The 14004-nt window shown below is 54.4% G+C and carries 14 protein-coding genes; 1 reads left to right on the forward strand and 13 read right to left on the reverse strand.

Annotated features, from left to right (window positions below):
* Positions 1 to 371: 371 nt before the first annotated feature.
* From A0U93_RS01750 to gspG, 12 genes are all read right to left on the reverse strand, one after another.
* A complete protein-coding gene (locus tag A0U93_RS01750) occupies positions 372 to 1154 on the reverse strand; it encodes a type II secretion system protein GspK (RefSeq protein ID WP_077805842.1) in 783 nt (260 codons plus the stop codon).
* Positions 1151 to 3475, reverse strand: coding sequence for a type II secretion system secretin GspD (gene gspD, locus A0U93_RS01755; RefSeq protein ID WP_077805843.1), 2325 nt, complete (start codon positions 3473 to 3475; stop codon positions 1151 to 1153). Before gspD ends, A0U93_RS01750 begins: the two co-directional genes overlap by 4 nt.
* The gene (locus A0U93_RS01760; RefSeq protein WP_147150888.1) at positions 3472 to 3957 is read right to left on the reverse strand and encodes a general secretion pathway protein GspN; all 486 of its coding nucleotides are present in this window, start codon (positions 3955 to 3957) and stop codon (positions 3472 to 3474) included. The genes gspD and A0U93_RS01760 overlap by 4 nt, the downstream gene beginning before the upstream one ends.
* 83 nt (positions 3958 to 4040) lie before the next feature.
* A complete protein-coding gene (gspM, locus tag A0U93_RS01765; RefSeq protein ID WP_149026857.1) occupies positions 4041 to 4670 on the reverse strand; it encodes a type II secretion system protein GspM in 630 nt (209 codons plus the stop codon).
* A gap of 2 nt (positions 4671 to 4672) precedes the next feature.
* Positions 4673 to 5719 (reverse strand): PilN domain-containing protein, encoded by a 1047-nt coding sequence (locus A0U93_RS01770; RefSeq protein ID WP_077805846.1) that lies wholly within the window; start codon positions 5717 to 5719, stop codon positions 4673 to 4675.
* A gap of 69 nt (positions 5720 to 5788) precedes the next feature.
* Complete coding sequence (locus tag A0U93_RS01775; protein WP_077805847.1) at positions 5789 to 6397, reverse strand: prepilin-type N-terminal cleavage/methylation domain-containing protein; 609 nt, start codon at positions 6395 to 6397, stop codon at positions 5789 to 5791.
* Entirely contained in the window at positions 6394 to 6822 is a 429-nt protein-coding gene (locus A0U93_RS01780) for a PulJ/GspJ family protein (RefSeq protein ID WP_147150890.1), read from the reverse strand. The genes A0U93_RS01775 and A0U93_RS01780 overlap by 4 nt, the downstream gene beginning before the upstream one ends.
* Positions 6823 to 6825: 3 nt before the next feature.
* On the reverse strand, positions 6826 to 7248 hold the full coding sequence (locus A0U93_RS01785; protein ID WP_077805848.1) for a GspH/FimT family pseudopilin: 423 nt from the start codon (positions 7246 to 7248) through the stop codon (positions 6826 to 6828).
* Positions 7238 to 8470, reverse strand: coding sequence for a type II secretion system F family protein (locus A0U93_RS01790; protein WP_245825012.1), 1233 nt, complete (start codon positions 8468 to 8470; stop codon positions 7238 to 7240). The genes A0U93_RS01785 and A0U93_RS01790 overlap by 11 nt, the downstream gene beginning before the upstream one ends.
* A 29-nt stretch (positions 8471 to 8499) precedes the next feature.
* The gene (locus A0U93_RS01795) at positions 8500 to 10032 is read right to left on the reverse strand and encodes a GspE/PulE family protein (RefSeq protein ID WP_245825014.1); all 1533 of its coding nucleotides are present in this window, start codon (positions 10030 to 10032) and stop codon (positions 8500 to 8502) included.
* A gap of 197 nt (positions 10033 to 10229) precedes the next feature.
* A complete protein-coding gene (locus tag A0U93_RS01800) occupies positions 10230 to 11006 on the reverse strand; it encodes a prepilin peptidase (protein WP_077805850.1) in 777 nt (258 codons plus the stop codon).
* Positions 11007 to 11014: 8 nt separating this feature from the next.
* Positions 11015 to 11437, reverse strand: coding sequence for a type II secretion system major pseudopilin GspG (gene gspG, locus A0U93_RS01805; RefSeq protein WP_077805851.1), 423 nt, complete (start codon positions 11435 to 11437; stop codon positions 11015 to 11017).
* A 116-nt stretch (positions 11438 to 11553) separates the two neighbouring features.
* Between gspG and A0U93_RS01810 the strand changes: the two genes are divergently transcribed.
* The gene (locus tag A0U93_RS01810; RefSeq protein ID WP_077805852.1) at positions 11554 to 11958 is read left to right on the forward strand and encodes a lytic transglycosylase domain-containing protein; all 405 of its coding nucleotides are present in this window, start codon (positions 11554 to 11556) and stop codon (positions 11956 to 11958) included.
* A 74-nt stretch (positions 11959 to 12032) separates the two neighbouring features.
* Here the strand turns inward: A0U93_RS01810 and A0U93_RS01815 are convergent, their stop codons facing one another.
* Positions 12033 to 13808 carry a glycoside hydrolase family 68 protein gene (locus A0U93_RS01815; protein ID WP_077805853.1) on the reverse strand — a complete coding sequence of 592 codons (1776 nt, stop codon included), beginning with the start codon at positions 13806 to 13808 and terminating at the stop codon, positions 12033 to 12035.
* Positions 13809 to 14004 lie beyond the last annotated feature (196 nt).

Below are 14004 nucleotides of genomic sequence, written 5' to 3' on the forward strand. Positions count from 1 at the left end.
TGTCCCTGTGTAGTTCCGCCTTGATCGAGCTTTATATTTGACGGCGATGGCGGAAGCAGGCGCATTCGCTGGACGTGAAGACGAAGAGTGTGGCGTCCATGGCGCTCTACAAGGCAGTGATATTTCGCTCGAATCTTGCAAGCAGCGCGGTCTTTCGTTTCGAAGAGACCATGTCGATGAAATTGATGTTCGGGCTGTATGGCGGGCGGAACATCATGCCTGCTCGATAGCCTTCTGTGCCATCGGAAACTTGTGAGCTGGAAGATTGTGCCGTTCCTGGAGCCGTCATGCGCGAAGGAATCGGTTATGCTGGCGATAAAGGCATTATGCGTCTCCAGCAAAGAAGACTCTCGATGGTGAATTATCCATAGTTACTGCTGCCCAGCAGGTTCGATCAAAACGGTGGCATGGCGATATGTGCGAAAGCCCTGTTTGCTTTGTAATGATACATCGATAATGACAGTCCTGGATTTATCAGAACCATGTATTTCTGGATGCACGATCTGGCGGGGCGCCGTTATCTTCAACGCCGACTTGACGAGTGGATCGGCCTGCGCAAAGTCCGGATCATCCATTTGTGTAACAGATAAATGCGGAGCAATGGCCTTTAAAAGCACAGGTGGCATATTGACGATAAGGCCTAGTTCATCGACGCTATGAAACGGCTCCTGTGGTGGCGCGTAATCCAAACCTGCAGCAAGGTAGTGCCTCTTTATTTCATCAGGCGGGATTGATCGATTTCCCCCTCGCCATATGACGATTTCTTCGGCAAGCGCGTGGGCTTGTTCCGATCTCGCACCACATAATCGAAGCACTTCTTCAAGAAGGGCACGCGACGCCGTGTTTGGATTAATCAAGCCCGCTTCGGAAGTGATAGTGATGTTTTCCGACATGCCCTGTAATTGTCGCGAATAATCCTTTCCGTATGACCAACGTTCCGGCCCACTTACGGATGCGTGAAATATCCCCTCCCAGATCGCGCCGTCAGCCCGTGCCTGCATCTGAGCGGCCCTTAGAGCCATATCGGCAACACGAACCTGTTGATCTGCTGACGCAATGAGGACCGATAGTACGAACGATATAAGAATCAGGGTCCACAGGACGATCAGCAACGCAAAACCCTGATCAGTCTTTACGTCACCCTGCGATTTCACGGACCCAGCCCCACCTTTTCACGAATAAGACGCTGTGGGTCCGGGCTGCCGCTTTCGCGCATGTTATGAAGTTCATCCGGAACATTTGCGGCATTTGGGTGCGTTTCCCGCAAATCCTCCATTAGAGACACAGCATCATGTTGATCGTGAATCACGTGTGGCGTGATCAGAATCAGCAATTCGGTTCTTTGGTGGTTGTTGGTCTGGTTGCCTGCAAGAATTCCAAGGATTGGTATATTTTTCAGCCACGGAATACCACTATTGCCGCGGCTCGATGAATCCGTAATCAAACCGGCCAGCCCGACGGTCTGCCCATCCTGTACGACCACACGTGACGTGACGGAACGATCGTCAAATGTTGGGTTAATAGTGCTGGTTGATGTCGGATTGACTGAACTGACCTCCTGTTCAATATCGAGCGTCACCAATCCATTATCGTTGACTCGCGGCGTGACCTGCATGATTACGCCCGTTGGCTGGTAATTGAACTGGTTGTAAATAGACGTTCCGATGGTGCTGGATTGCGACCCCGTTTGAACCGGCACGAGTTGGCCTACTTGCAAACGTGCTGGTCTGTTATCCAGGACCATCAACTGTGGCGAGGATAGGACATGTACCGTTGTCACGCTCTGCAGCGCGTCGATTGCAAATGGCGCGCCGCCGCCACTGGCACCCCCGATGATAAACCCTGGCAATGTGTGACTAAAGGCTGACGTCGCGAGCGTGCCAACTGTAATCTGTTGATTGTTATTGCTTAAAACGCCGTTGATACCGCCAGATTTGAAAAAGAACTGTGTTCCATATTGGAGCGCATCGTTCAGCTGAACTTCGGCGATGACTGCGTCGATACGAACCTGCAAAGGCATGATATCGATTTTTCGCAGCATCTGCGCGACGTTGTCGCTCTCCTGTTCCGTCGCATACACCAAAACAGCGTCATGTTGACCGTTCGAGATGATACGCATTTCATTGGCATGCCCCGAAGCGCCATTGGCCGTGCTATCCAGACCGCCCAGTAAAGGGTTCGCGGTCGCGGCATTCGCAGCGGTTGCGCCGCCGGCAGTTGACGGCGCGCCGCCGAGTAATGGTGAAGAAGCGCCGTTCATTCCCAGGAAATTGCTGCTGTTGCCGCCCGATAGGTTATTGCCAACAGCGCCCCCCAAGCCGTTTGAAAACCCTCCCGCCATACCCCCACTGTTGAAGCCTTGCGATGTCTGACCCGCGCTATTTTGAGCCTCAGGCGGCATAGCCGTAACGTTCTCAGGTGTAAAAGCCTGCTGAAGCGTATAAGCAATATCGTTCACATTTGAATTTTGTACATAAAAGACGTGCCACGAGCGCATGTTCGCTCTTCGATTACGCATAATCAATGCAAAAAGACGACGAGCATCATCGATGTAGCGTGCTGACGGCGCAACGACCAACACGGCATTGACCCGCGTCATCGGCAGGACCTGGATTGCTTGCGTCAGGGATGGACTTGCGCCGTGAAGGGCTGACTGCAATGTCGTGGCGACATCCCTCGCATTGCCGGATTCCACCGGCAACAAGGCATAGGACTGTCCGCTAAGCCAATCGACGTCGAATGACCGGATCAGCGCTACGACTGTATTGCGTGCGGTCGGATCGACGCTTACCAGCATCGTATTGGCGCTGGCAACGGGAACAGCACGTGCGCCGGATTGAAGGAATGGTTGCAACATCTTTGAAATGCTTGTGGCATCGGCATAGCGCAATGGCACCATAATCGAACCACCGAGATACGATCCATCCGCCAGCGATCCCGATGCGCCACCTCCGGCATCTCCTTGGGCCGGCACGATGCGATAAAGCGTTCCGATGCGGGTGATCGTGGCGTGAACCTGCTCAAGCAGAATCTGAAGGGCTGGGAACAGTTGCGATTCCGTCAACGGCGATGCCGTATGCAGGGTCACACGTCCTTTTACGGCCGGATCAATCGAATAATTGACATGCAGAATATCCCCCAGAACTTGTGAAACGGCGTCTCGAATATCCGTATCCGCAAAGTTCAGGGAGATGTTGCCGGCAACATCTTCATGACGCGCCGATGTACGGTAACGCGGTGCTACCGCTTGGCCATAGCTGTATTGCACATTATCCGGCGTTGCGCCTGAACCCACAATGCTATCGCTCAGGCTGGATTCCGCCGACGGCAGAGGTATAGGACCCGGCAATGGCTTGACGGAAGGTGTTTTCAAGGTGTCGCAACCGCTCGCCAATAGGCACGATGCCATGCCGAGGCATAACAAAAGGCGGCAATGTCGTTTTGCTGATTCCTGCAGGCGGAACGATCGTGTCATTGCGGGCGACTTGTTGATGGCGCAGTGGACAGGACGGTGTTGTCCTGATCCGACTCACTGTTGTCTTTGGGCATGGGGTTCTCCGACGCGCGGATACGGTCGGGTTTCATTAACCTTTCGCCGCCAGTTCCGCTTATCTTGACGGTGTTTTGCTCGATAGCCACGATGCGCCATTCGCCGATTGTGCTGCCGATTTCGACCACGACGCCTTGTCCGCCTTCCTGCGACATGAAGATTGCCTTTTTTTGCCCATTGGATAAGACGATGCCCGTCAGACGCAGTGTCGGTGTTGTGGCGCCGGGCGCTGCATCCGGACGCCTTGTGGGGTTGAAAAGGGGGCGTGTCAGAACGACGTCCTCCCAAGCTGCGATTTGCGTGGCATCCTCGAGCCCGGAATCATATGTTGCGATATCGTGATGACGAACAGGTTTTAACACGCTGCGGCTTGGATCGGATGGCGGCAGCGCGCGATCCGCGGACATGGGGTAGAAATTCCGAAACGCCAGAAATGTCGCCATTAGTATTGTGAGCAATATCATGCTGCGTTTCAGGCGAATTGATATTTTCATGGTTCCGTTTTTTCCCTGATAATCGGGAAATCAGGGCCATCGTGACGAAATGCATAGACGGTCATGTCGATGCGCATTGCCGAGGTCGGATTATCGCTGTCATCTGAAACACCGATATGGATATCGTCCATGGCGACAACCGGCGATGATTGCTCAAGCAAAGCGACAAGACGCACAAGGCTGTCGAAAGTCGCATCCAATACGATATGGACGCCGATCCTGCTTGACGGACCGCTTGTAGATATCGGGGTGTTTTCAACGCTGACGATCGTGGCGTGCACGCTCGCCGCAGCCTTCTGCAGGTTGTCCTCAAGGTTGGCGCTCGCGATGGCGACAGTGTTTCCCGCCACCAGGAAATCTGTTTTGACAGGCAACGCGGCTTTCTCTTGTTCAAGGCGGGGCACGGCGTGCACAAGCGCGGCCATGTGTTCGGCCAACTGACGTTGTAAAGTCAGGGCATCCGTGCGTTGTGCGTAGGTCGATAATAATGGGCCAAAAACGAGTGACCATAACAGAGCCAGGATCAGGGCCAGAAGACCCAGGGCGGCAACTTGCCCAAGGCGCCCTTCTGGCAACGACCGTATGAAGTTTTCCCGTAGCGAGAGCCAGCGAGCCGAATGTATCACGATCAGCGGCCCACCGTTGCGCGTAGCGAGAATACGCTAACGTTCTGGCCGTCCACGCGCGTGACGGGAGCGATAAAAACCGGGTTCCTGAACACGGAATCTTGGCTGAGGGCATGGATTAACGCCGTCGCGGCAGGGGAGCGTCCCGTCATGATGACCTCTCCTTGTCGCATGATGAAGTCGGTCAGATAACTGTCATCAGGCAGGATGCGCGTTGCTGCCGCCAGCACGGCAAGAGGATCGCCAAGGCGTCTACGCTCCCGTGCTACCAGGCCTCCGCCGAGGACCTGCTCGTTGATTGCCTGCTGTAAAGTGCGCGCATGCATGGCAGCCGGTCGCAGGGTCTCGATGGTCGCAGCAAGGCGATGCTGCTCCACGGATTGCGCCCAAAACCCATAGGAAATGCTCGCCGCGACACACAACGCAGAAGCGATGACGACCGCAAGGCGTATGCGACGCATACCGCCCGTCGCGAGCGTCCGATTTGCGAGGGGAATCGCCATGGAGCAATCTGTCGCCAAGAGCAGGTAAGGCCGAACGCCGAGTTGCGCCATAATATCGACGGCACGTGCAATCAATATTTTTGGGACAACCCAAAGACGGATATCGAGCAGTTGCGTTTCCGGATGCCGCCGCAGGATCTCGTGCCCCTTTGCGACAGCATCGGCTGGAAAAGGTGTCAGGCGGTCCATCTCATAATCTATGACTGTATCGAGATGCCGTTCCGTCGCAAGCGGCAAGGTGACGTCCCGTTCCAGAACCGCTTCGTGCCGAATAATTAATGATATCGACTGAAATCGCAGGCGTTTCAGGAAAGGCAGGATGGCTTGCCGGCACCGCGCGAATTGTTCACTGTCGGCGGATTCCGTCAGATCGTAGGAGAAGAGTTTGGTAGTATGATTTTGTTTGCGATAGGACAGATGCAACACATTGTCATCGAGCTCGGCTGAGATCGCCGCCAACTTCGTCCCGAGCCGGCGACGGCACCATTCTGGCAATAAACTTCTTATCTGATGCCACCACCATGTCGATATATCATTGATCAGCATGGTATTTCAGTGTTCCCGATGACGCCGGCAGGAACGCTCGGATTTTGGGACGCGTTGGTCATGTTGACCCTAACCGGGTATTGCCCAAGCGTGCGGAGCTGAGACGATGTCTGGCCAGCGTCGCTCGTCTCCAGACGGGAAAATGATGCGTATCTTAACCAGTTTGGGCAGTCCGCGGGCGAACCATTCGTTTTTCCACCCATTGGCTGTCAGGTAATGGCAATCGATCCGTTCAATGTCATTTAACAGCACGGCTCGATGAATATCGTTCCTGGCCTCGCGAACATGACGATACGGCGCCCAGGCAAGGATCAGGCGGCGATTGGCATCGACCGAAAAACGAAAATCCGCCATGGAATCACCTTTGCCGCCAAGAGATTGCGGCAATATGCCGCGTAGCACGAATTCTCCATTCCGCCCAGAAAAAACGAGGTCGTCCTGCGGCCACCCCGGCTCTGCATCGTCGATAAGCCGCCGGAGAAGACCATCGACGGCGATCAGTTCCGCTCGGTTACCAAGCGAGCGCCGCTGCAATTCAAACGCGATCGTTACAGCGCGGACGCCTTGTTCCAACGCCACCATCACAAGTGAGAAGACCATGAGGACGACGAGAATTTCCAGAAGCGTGAAGCCGCCCTCCCGTGCCGTTGCCAGTCGGACGCCGTCCTGCCCCCTCATGATCCGGACCCCTGAGTGGACCCCAGACGTTGTGTCGTAAGAGTTACCGTATGCCACCCGCTTTCGACAGCCGCATCGGGCCAAGCTATATCGACCTCGACGAGGTAGAGTGTAAGAGACGGCGACTTTTCCCCTCTGGAAGCGGTTTGCAGTGGCGTGATACGCAGGCGCCACCGAAACCCGCTGCCGTCGTCGCCTTGTTGAACCGTCGTTCTCACCGCCATGCCGGATCCGACAGCAGCGAGATGCGACTGCGCACGCGACAACGCCTCCTGCGTTCGCATAGAGAGGCGTGTTGCATTGAGGCCGGTCGAGATGCCCTCATAGGCCATTCCGAGCGCCAGCATCGCGATGACAAACGCGACCAGCACCTCTACCAGGGTAAATCCCCGCTCGTCTGCTGTCGGATTGTTCAAAGTGGGCATTGCCTAAGGTCCACCTATCGAGACAGCGCCGGTGAGCCATGCTGTATGAATAGCGATCGTATGTCCGCCTTCCGAAAGCCTGATCGTTGCTTCAGATGCACTACCGTCGGGGAAAAAGGTGACTGCCATCGCAGAATTCGCCGCGAAGCTGACCCCCGGCGGCAAGGTGCGATAACGACCTCGCATATCGATATACGTCCGCTGCGCCGCATTTATGCGCAGGACGGTGGTCGTATCCGACGCTATCGCAAGCATCCGTGTCTGACGAAGTGACGACGCCAGAACCTGTGCCGTGCCACGCAAATCAAGCGTTGTGGAATGGAGGGGACCGCGTGCCACGAGAAGCGTTCCGATCATGCCCAGAATCACAATCACCACAAGGAGTTCGATCAGGGTAAATCCGGCGTCGCTGCGGTTATTGCGCAAGGTCGTTTATGCTCAACATGGCAAGAAGCAGGGACGATACGATACCGGCAATCACAAGTCCCATGATGATGGTCACGACAGGCACGAAAATGGCCAACAGTCGTTGCGTGACAATCCTGACCTGTTCTTCGTGAATGTCAGCCGCGCGCAGGGACATCGTACCCAGTCGCCCGGTTTCCTCACCCAACTGGAGCAAATGCACCATTCGCTCCGGGAAAATGCGGGCGCCACCTACGGCGCCGGACAAGCCGCGCCCGGCTTTCGTGTTTTGCATCGCGACCTCGATGACATGTCGGGCTTCGACATTGCGAAGAGCATCCCGGGCAATGTCCAGGGCGTTCAGGATCGGCACCCCGTTTTCGAGCAAGGTGCCAAAAATACGTGCGAAACGAGCTGCCATGATTTCACGCATCAACGCATTCAGCAGGGGAACGCGAAGCAGCCAATAATCGACCCGGCGGCGCAGGGCGGAGCGACGCAACAATCTTGTCAGAGCGACAATTGCAATCAGAAGGACAAGAAGAATTATAAGGCTGTCATGCTCGAGAATGCGCCCGATATCGACCAGCAACTGGGTCGTGGGTGGAAGCGCCACACCGTTTTGCTCGAATAGAGGCACAAATTGCGGCAATACACTCGTGAGTAGCAGATAAATCGAGCCGCAGGCGGCAACGATCAGCAGGGCTGGATAGATCATCGCCGAGGTTATCGTTGCACGAAGGGCCCGCGTCCGCTCCATCAACTGGGCCAGATGTGCCATGGTGGGCGCAAGGTCGCCCCCGGCTTCGGCTGCCCGCACCATGGCGATATAGAGGTGTGGAAAACTTTTAGGGCGTGCCGCCATAGCCTTGTGCAGCGATTTGCCGTTACGCACTTCGGCACGAATTTCCTCCAGCACCCGGCGCCCTCGGGAGCCGGGGAGGGTTTGAACCAAAAAACGCAAGGCATGATCGATATCCTGGCCTGCTTCGAGCATGACGGCCAGTTCGCGCGTGATGAGTGTGAGTTCCGCGTGCCGAAGATCTTTTCGGAGAGGGAGATCGACGTGCAACCAGGATATCTGGCCGATGCTCGGGCGTATCGCAGAAATAAGCATGGGAATTTGACCAGTCTGACGAAGACGCGCGACAGCAGCTGTTTCGCTCTCCGCCTGCAACGTGCCTTTGCTAACGACGCCCGTCTTGTCCACAGCGAGGTAGGAGAACTCGATCATTCCCGTCATTCAGCCTCCCTGACTCTTGACTGCTTGTATCAATGGCCGGCGCGAATAGTGCGGATGACTTCCTCAACGGTCGTCACCCCGGCCAGCGCCGCCTGCAGCCCGGCCGTAAACATCGGCACCATGCCGGCCTCGACGGCGGCGCGCTCAAGCGCAGCATGGTCGCGCCGGGCAAAGACAAGCCGCTCGATTTGCTCATCCGGCTCGAGAAGTTCTGCGATAGCCTGCCGTCCGCGATAGCCTGTCCGCCGGCAATTCAGACACCCGACCGGTCGATAAAGCGTTATGGGACGCTCATTCGCCAGCTTGTCCAACCCCAATTTCCCGATCGCCTCAGGTGTTGGCTGATAGGATTCCTTGCAGTCGTCGCACAGTCGCCGCACGAGGCGCTGTGCCAGCACACCACGCAGGACGGCGGTAATCAGGAAATCCTCAATTCCCATATCGCGAAGCCGGATGATGGCGGCCGCAGCGGAATTGGTGTGCAGCGTGGAGATTACCAGGTGCCCCGTCAGGGCAGCCTGCACGGCGATCTGTGCCGTCTCTGCATCGCGGATTTCACCGACCATGATGACATCAGGGTCCTGGCGCAGGATCGAGCGCAACAATGACGCAAACGTCAGGCCGATCTGGGGGCGAACCTGAATCTGATTGATACCAGCCAACTGATATTCAATGGGGTCCTCGATCGTCACCACGTTACGGCTCACCGCGTTGAGATCCGACAATCCGGTGTAGAGCGTTGTCGTTTTTCCCGATCCGGTAGGGCCGGTCACGAGAATGATTCCATTGGGTTGTTCGATGAGCGTGCGAAAGCGCTCGATCACCTGCGGAGCCAGGCCGAGACTGCTATAGTCGAATACGGTGTTCGATCGATCGAGTATGCGCAGCACAACGGTCTCGCCATGCAAAGCCGGTACGGTCGATATGCGGAAATCAATTTCGTGCCCCCGGATCGCCAGTTTGGTGCGCCCGTCCTGCGGCAGGCGCCGTTCCGCGATATCGAGTCGCGCCATGATTTTAATGCGCGAGATGACCGCCGGGATCAGTTGCGGCGGAAAGCTTTCGATTTCATGCAAAACGCCATCGTAACGATATCGCACGCGGAGACGGTCATCGAATGGCTCAATATGGATGTCCGACGCAAAAGTCTCCACCGCCCGTGCGATCAACTGATTGACCAGGCGTATGACCGGTGCTTCCGACGCCAGATCTTTCAGGCGTTCCGCGTCTTCCTCCAGTGGCGCAGCATCCGCATCACTTTCCTGCGCCACATGTTGTTCGTCATTCGGATAAAGGCGCTCGATTGCGGCATCCAGATCAAGCGGCACAGCGACGAAAACACGTGCATGCAAGCCCGTGACGGCAGAGATGGCCGATGCGAAGAAAGGGTCGAGCGGATCACGGAGCGCAACGGCAATGCTCTCGCTATCCACAGCCAAGGGAATTGCGCGCGCGTCCTTCAGGAAGCGCGCGCTTAAAATTTCCGGAAGAACCGGGCTGTCTGGATAGAGTTCTGGCGTCACCATGGGAAGATCAAGGAAGGCCGCATAGGCGGTAGCCATTTCCCGTTCCGACATTAAGCCAAGCTGAAGCAGCACCTTGTCAACGCGACCACCATTTTGCTGGCTTGCTCGTCGGGCGCGATCTACGGAACGGGCGTCACAATATTCCATTTCCGACAGCCATGCAGCAAATCGTTCAACGAGCGAATTTGCCTGTGCTGGCGAGGATGGCGTTGCGTCATGGGTGGTTTGCAACATCACTGTTGTCCCACGACGTGAAAATCTTGCAGAAGCCACATGCTCCAGATCGCCGCTCCCAGGCCGGGGCCGAACGGCACCGCGAGTTTCGCCTGAACAGGAGAACGACTGAAAAGAATGATGCCGCAAAGGGTCACGCAGGCGCCCCAAAAAACAACGTAAGGCAACGCATGAAGGCCAACCCAGGCACCTGCGGCCGCGAGAAGTTTTGCGTCACCCCCACCAAGACCTTCCTCGCCCCGATAGTGCCGGTAGAGGCGTGACGTCGCGCGAAAAAAAACGTATCCAATCGTTGCGGCCAGGACATTCTGGCAGAAATAAGCAATGCCGTGACCTGCCGAAATAAAAAGCCCCATGGCGATGAGTGGCAAAGTCAGGAGGTCGGGTAATCGCTGGTAACGTAGATCGATTATCGAGGTGGTGAGTAACCACCAGCCCAACAGGGATCCGAGCCATATCGTCTCGAGCGCCGTTGTGCCGCTAGAGTGATTCAGCCTGATTAGTCCGAGGGGAACAAGGACAACAGAAATCGCCGCGAGTTCCATGAGGAGGTGAATCCCGTCAATGCGAGCATGGCAGCGACGACATTTTCCACCCTGCGCCAGAAAGCTTACGATCGGGATCAGCTCAATTGGCGAAAGCGGCGTTGTGCAGGACGAACAGGCAGACCGCGCGACGATTACAGGAAGGCCGGTCGGCAAACGCAAGACGACGACGCAAAGGAACGAGCCGATAAAAGGCGCGACGATAATTGGAAGGTAAATCGATTCCGCCATAATACTCGCTAATGGTTGCATATCTCTTCCCCGGCATTCGCCGCATTTCCATGAGATCCGCGTGAGCAAAGGTCGTAGTCGAATCCCTGTCGTTCCGATGGGTTCCGATAGATGAATGGATGATTCCAGGGATCACGCGGCTCTTGCGCACCCTTCAGATAAGGTCCGTTCCAGTTATTGGCATCTGCTGGTTTCGTGGAGAGAGCGTTTAACCCCTCGTCGGTGCTCGGATATGATCCGACGTCCAGCCGATAAAGATCGAGAACCTGCCCTAGTCGCTGAATCGATTGCCGTGCAATTGTCTCCTTGGCTCCTGATAGTTGACGCAGGGCGGCTGGCGCGACGAGGCCGATCAGCAGACCAAGAATCGCAATGACGACAAGAAGCTCAATCAGCGTGAAACCATCATCGTCATTTTTTCTGATATGCATGCAACCACCCAATATCTCTATCAATGGTACTTGTAATTATGCGATGTGGTCTATGCGACGATTTCTATTCCATGTAAGATGTGACGAATATCTCAACTGGAACAAATGATCGAGCTATGGGAATCGCCTACTTGCATTGCATGATGTCCGTGGCGGCGATTTATCATCTGCCGCCACGCGTTCTTCCAGTTATTCAGGCAGTAGAGGGAGGCAATATTGGCAACGTTCGTCAGAATACAGACGGCACGCAAGATCTTGGTATTATGCAAGTCAATACGCGTTGGCTTTGGCCGATTTCGCGTTATACACATACACCTGTAGCCGTTGTTTATCGAAACCTGATTGGAAATTCTTGTTATAATATCAGTGCTGCAGGAGCAATTCTGCGGACCTACCTGAACGAAACGCATGGTGATCTGATGCAGGCCGTGGGAAATTATCATTCTCATACGCCCAAATTGAACGCCGCGTATCAGGCGCAAGTCCTGGTGTTTGCTCAACAGCTGTTTTCCTCTCGTTAAATATGACGACCACGAAAATTGTGCAGAACAACCTGTGGTGGCTAATTTATTTCAATTAGCCACCACCGCATTTTTTATTGCAAAAAATTACTGATTTGCGCCACTGATGGGGACATACTCCCCTGACTCAGCCCATTTACCTGACTCAATAGAGACGAGGCCGTCGAGCGTTGTCCCAAGAGATCAGCGATCAGAGCGGCAATATTGATGTCTGCGCGATTTGCTGGAATGTTTCCATAGGCACCCAATCCGTTGGTGCCATAAGCGAGATCGATCGCCGATGACGCGCGCGTAATTCTGAGTTTCACCGTCGGCGCAAGTGTTCCGCCCCGTACGCCATCAATCGTATCGATAAACGATTCAACTAGGCCGTTCGGCATGACATAGTGAGAGTAGGACTGAAATGCGTTCGGATTTTGATCCGGATTAGCCTCAAAGTCTGTTCCTGCCGGCGTGTTAAGATCCGTTGGATTACCCAATACAAGCCCACTACCGTAATTCATTGGCTGGAAATCACTACGAATGCCATTGCCGACAAAACCATAGACGCCATCCGGCCCATCCATGCCTGCCGCAAATGTGGTGCGGTGACTGATTGTGAAAATATAGTATTTTCCGTTCTTTATATAGACCTGAGGCCGTTCGGTTTGATCGTTGACGCAATTCGCGGAAATCAAGGGAGGAAGAAACTTCCATTTTGAAAGAGCACTGTTCTGTGCAATGGCAAGGCCGATATTCGCTTTCTGATAATAAGCCCCGCCGTCAATGACTTGCTGAAGCGTCTCGGCATGCGGGTCATTCGGGCGATATCCAAGATCCGCAGCATCACAGGACGGGACACCGCGATTACCTGCCGTATTACCTTCAAAGACCATGTAATTTACGCCAGGATGGTCCGGGTCTTCAAAAGTGAATGGATCACGAAAACTGTAAAACTCGTTTTGTTGGCCCGTCTGATAATAAGTTCCATCAGGTACGAGCAGTGGCGTATGATTGTTGAAGCCGGTAAACCAGACATGCTGGAAATCCGAATGTATAGTGCCGAGAGATTGGGTGATGGTGGCTACGGGGGGTGTTATATTTCCGCCGCTGGCACTTCGATTGAATGCTAGGTTAGTATAGAAAACGGAGATTTTATTTCCGGTTACATCGATAAGCCGGGTCGATCCGGACCATTCGGCCTGGTTCGTATACGTCGTGCCTGCATAGACTTTTGCGCTAGCTCCGTTGGGGAATAAGAATCCGCCATATATCCACCCGCCATTTGCAGGGCGCTGATATGCCGGTATTCCGGCACGGCGATAGAAATACCCTATACGGGCGTGAATATGGCGGTCGTCGAATGTGTAGCCTGCGTTTTTATCTGCAGTGAGAGAAAAAATCACTTCCCACCCATTATAACTGAATTGGTTCGCCTGTTTGTCGATTAGTGTCCAGGTATCCCAAATCCATACATCTGGGCTGATGGAAGGAAAGTTTGCCGGTATAGCCGGCATCGTCAATTGGGAGGGTAGGGAATTCTGCCGCGCCGCCACATTGGGATCGGAATGGGCCTTGATCTGGATCGCATCCGCACGCGTCCACCGGGCAGTAAAATTTGATTGGGGATTATAGGCTTGTTGCGTATGAATACTGGGGCTCGCAAAGCCGGGAACCGTTGCGAGTGAACGTCCTAAAAATAATGGAGCGCCTCTCGGCATCACCCCGGGAGCGGGTGAAACACGCTGTGCTTCTCGTCGAAGCGCAGGTGATGTTGTTTGAGCAAGGCAGAAGGGAGAGCTCGTAATTCCAGTAGCAATTGCTGCGAAAATTATAAGATTTTTACGCGCTTTATAAGACTTAATGGCCATTTGAACTTTCTCCCAAACGAGAAATACTCGGCAGTCATGCGAGGTATTAATATTGGCAAAAAGACAACATTACTAAATGACTAAGTATAAACTTCGATGAAAAGACTAGCCATATTTCTCTAAGGCGACGTTGATAAAAAGTCAAAGTTATTGATTTTTATTCACAATAAAACACAAACAAAAAACTGGTTTGCAT

It is taken from the genome of Neoasaia chiangmaiensis (genome assembly GCF_002005465.1).
Lineage (GTDB): Bacteria > Pseudomonadota > Alphaproteobacteria > Acetobacterales > Acetobacteraceae > Neoasaia > Neoasaia chiangmaiensis.

What these genes read in the sequence shown, in the direction of transcription:
- gspD (WP_077805843.1), bottom strand. Translation starts at nt 3,475, where the DNA reads ATGACACGATCGTTCCGCCTGCAGGAATCAGCAAAACGACATTGCCGC.
- A0U93_RS01760 (WP_147150888.1), bottom strand. Translation starts at nt 3,957, where the DNA reads ATGTCCGCGGATCGCGCGCTGCCGCCATCCGATCCAAGCCGCAGCGTG.
- A0U93_RS01770 (WP_077805846.1), bottom strand. Translation starts at nt 5,719, where the DNA reads ATGCTGATCAATGATATATCGACATGGTGGTGGCATCAGATAAGAAGT.
- A0U93_RS01775 (WP_077805847.1), bottom strand. Translation starts at nt 6,397, where the DNA reads ATGAGGGGGCAGGACGGCGTCCGACTGGCAACGGCACGGGAGGGCGGC.
- A0U93_RS01780 (WP_147150890.1), bottom strand. Translation starts at nt 6,822, where the DNA reads ATGCCCACTTTGAACAATCCGACAGCAGACGAGCGGGGATTTACCCTG.
- A0U93_RS01790 (WP_245825012.1), bottom strand. Translation starts at nt 8,470, where the DNA reads ATGACGGGAATGATCGAGTTCTCCTACCTCGCTGTGGACAAGACGGGC.
- A0U93_RS01795 (WP_245825014.1), bottom strand. Translation starts at nt 10,032, where the DNA reads ATGGCTACCGCCTATGCGGCCTTCCTTGATCTTCCCATGGTGACGCCA.
- A0U93_RS01800 (WP_077805850.1), bottom strand. Translation starts at nt 11,006, where the DNA reads ATGGCGGAATCGATTTACCTTCCAATTATCGTCGCGCCTTTTATCGGC.
- gspG (WP_077805851.1), bottom strand. Translation starts at nt 11,437, where the DNA reads ATGCATATCAGAAAAAATGACGATGATGGTTTCACGCTGATTGAGCTT.
- A0U93_RS01810 (WP_077805852.1), top strand. Translation starts at nt 11,554, where the DNA reads ATGGGAATCGCCTACTTGCATTGCATGATGTCCGTGGCGGCGATTTAT.
- A0U93_RS01815 (WP_077805853.1), bottom strand. Translation starts at nt 13,808, where the DNA reads ATGGCCATTAAGTCTTATAAAGCGCGTAAAAATCTTATAATTTTCGCA.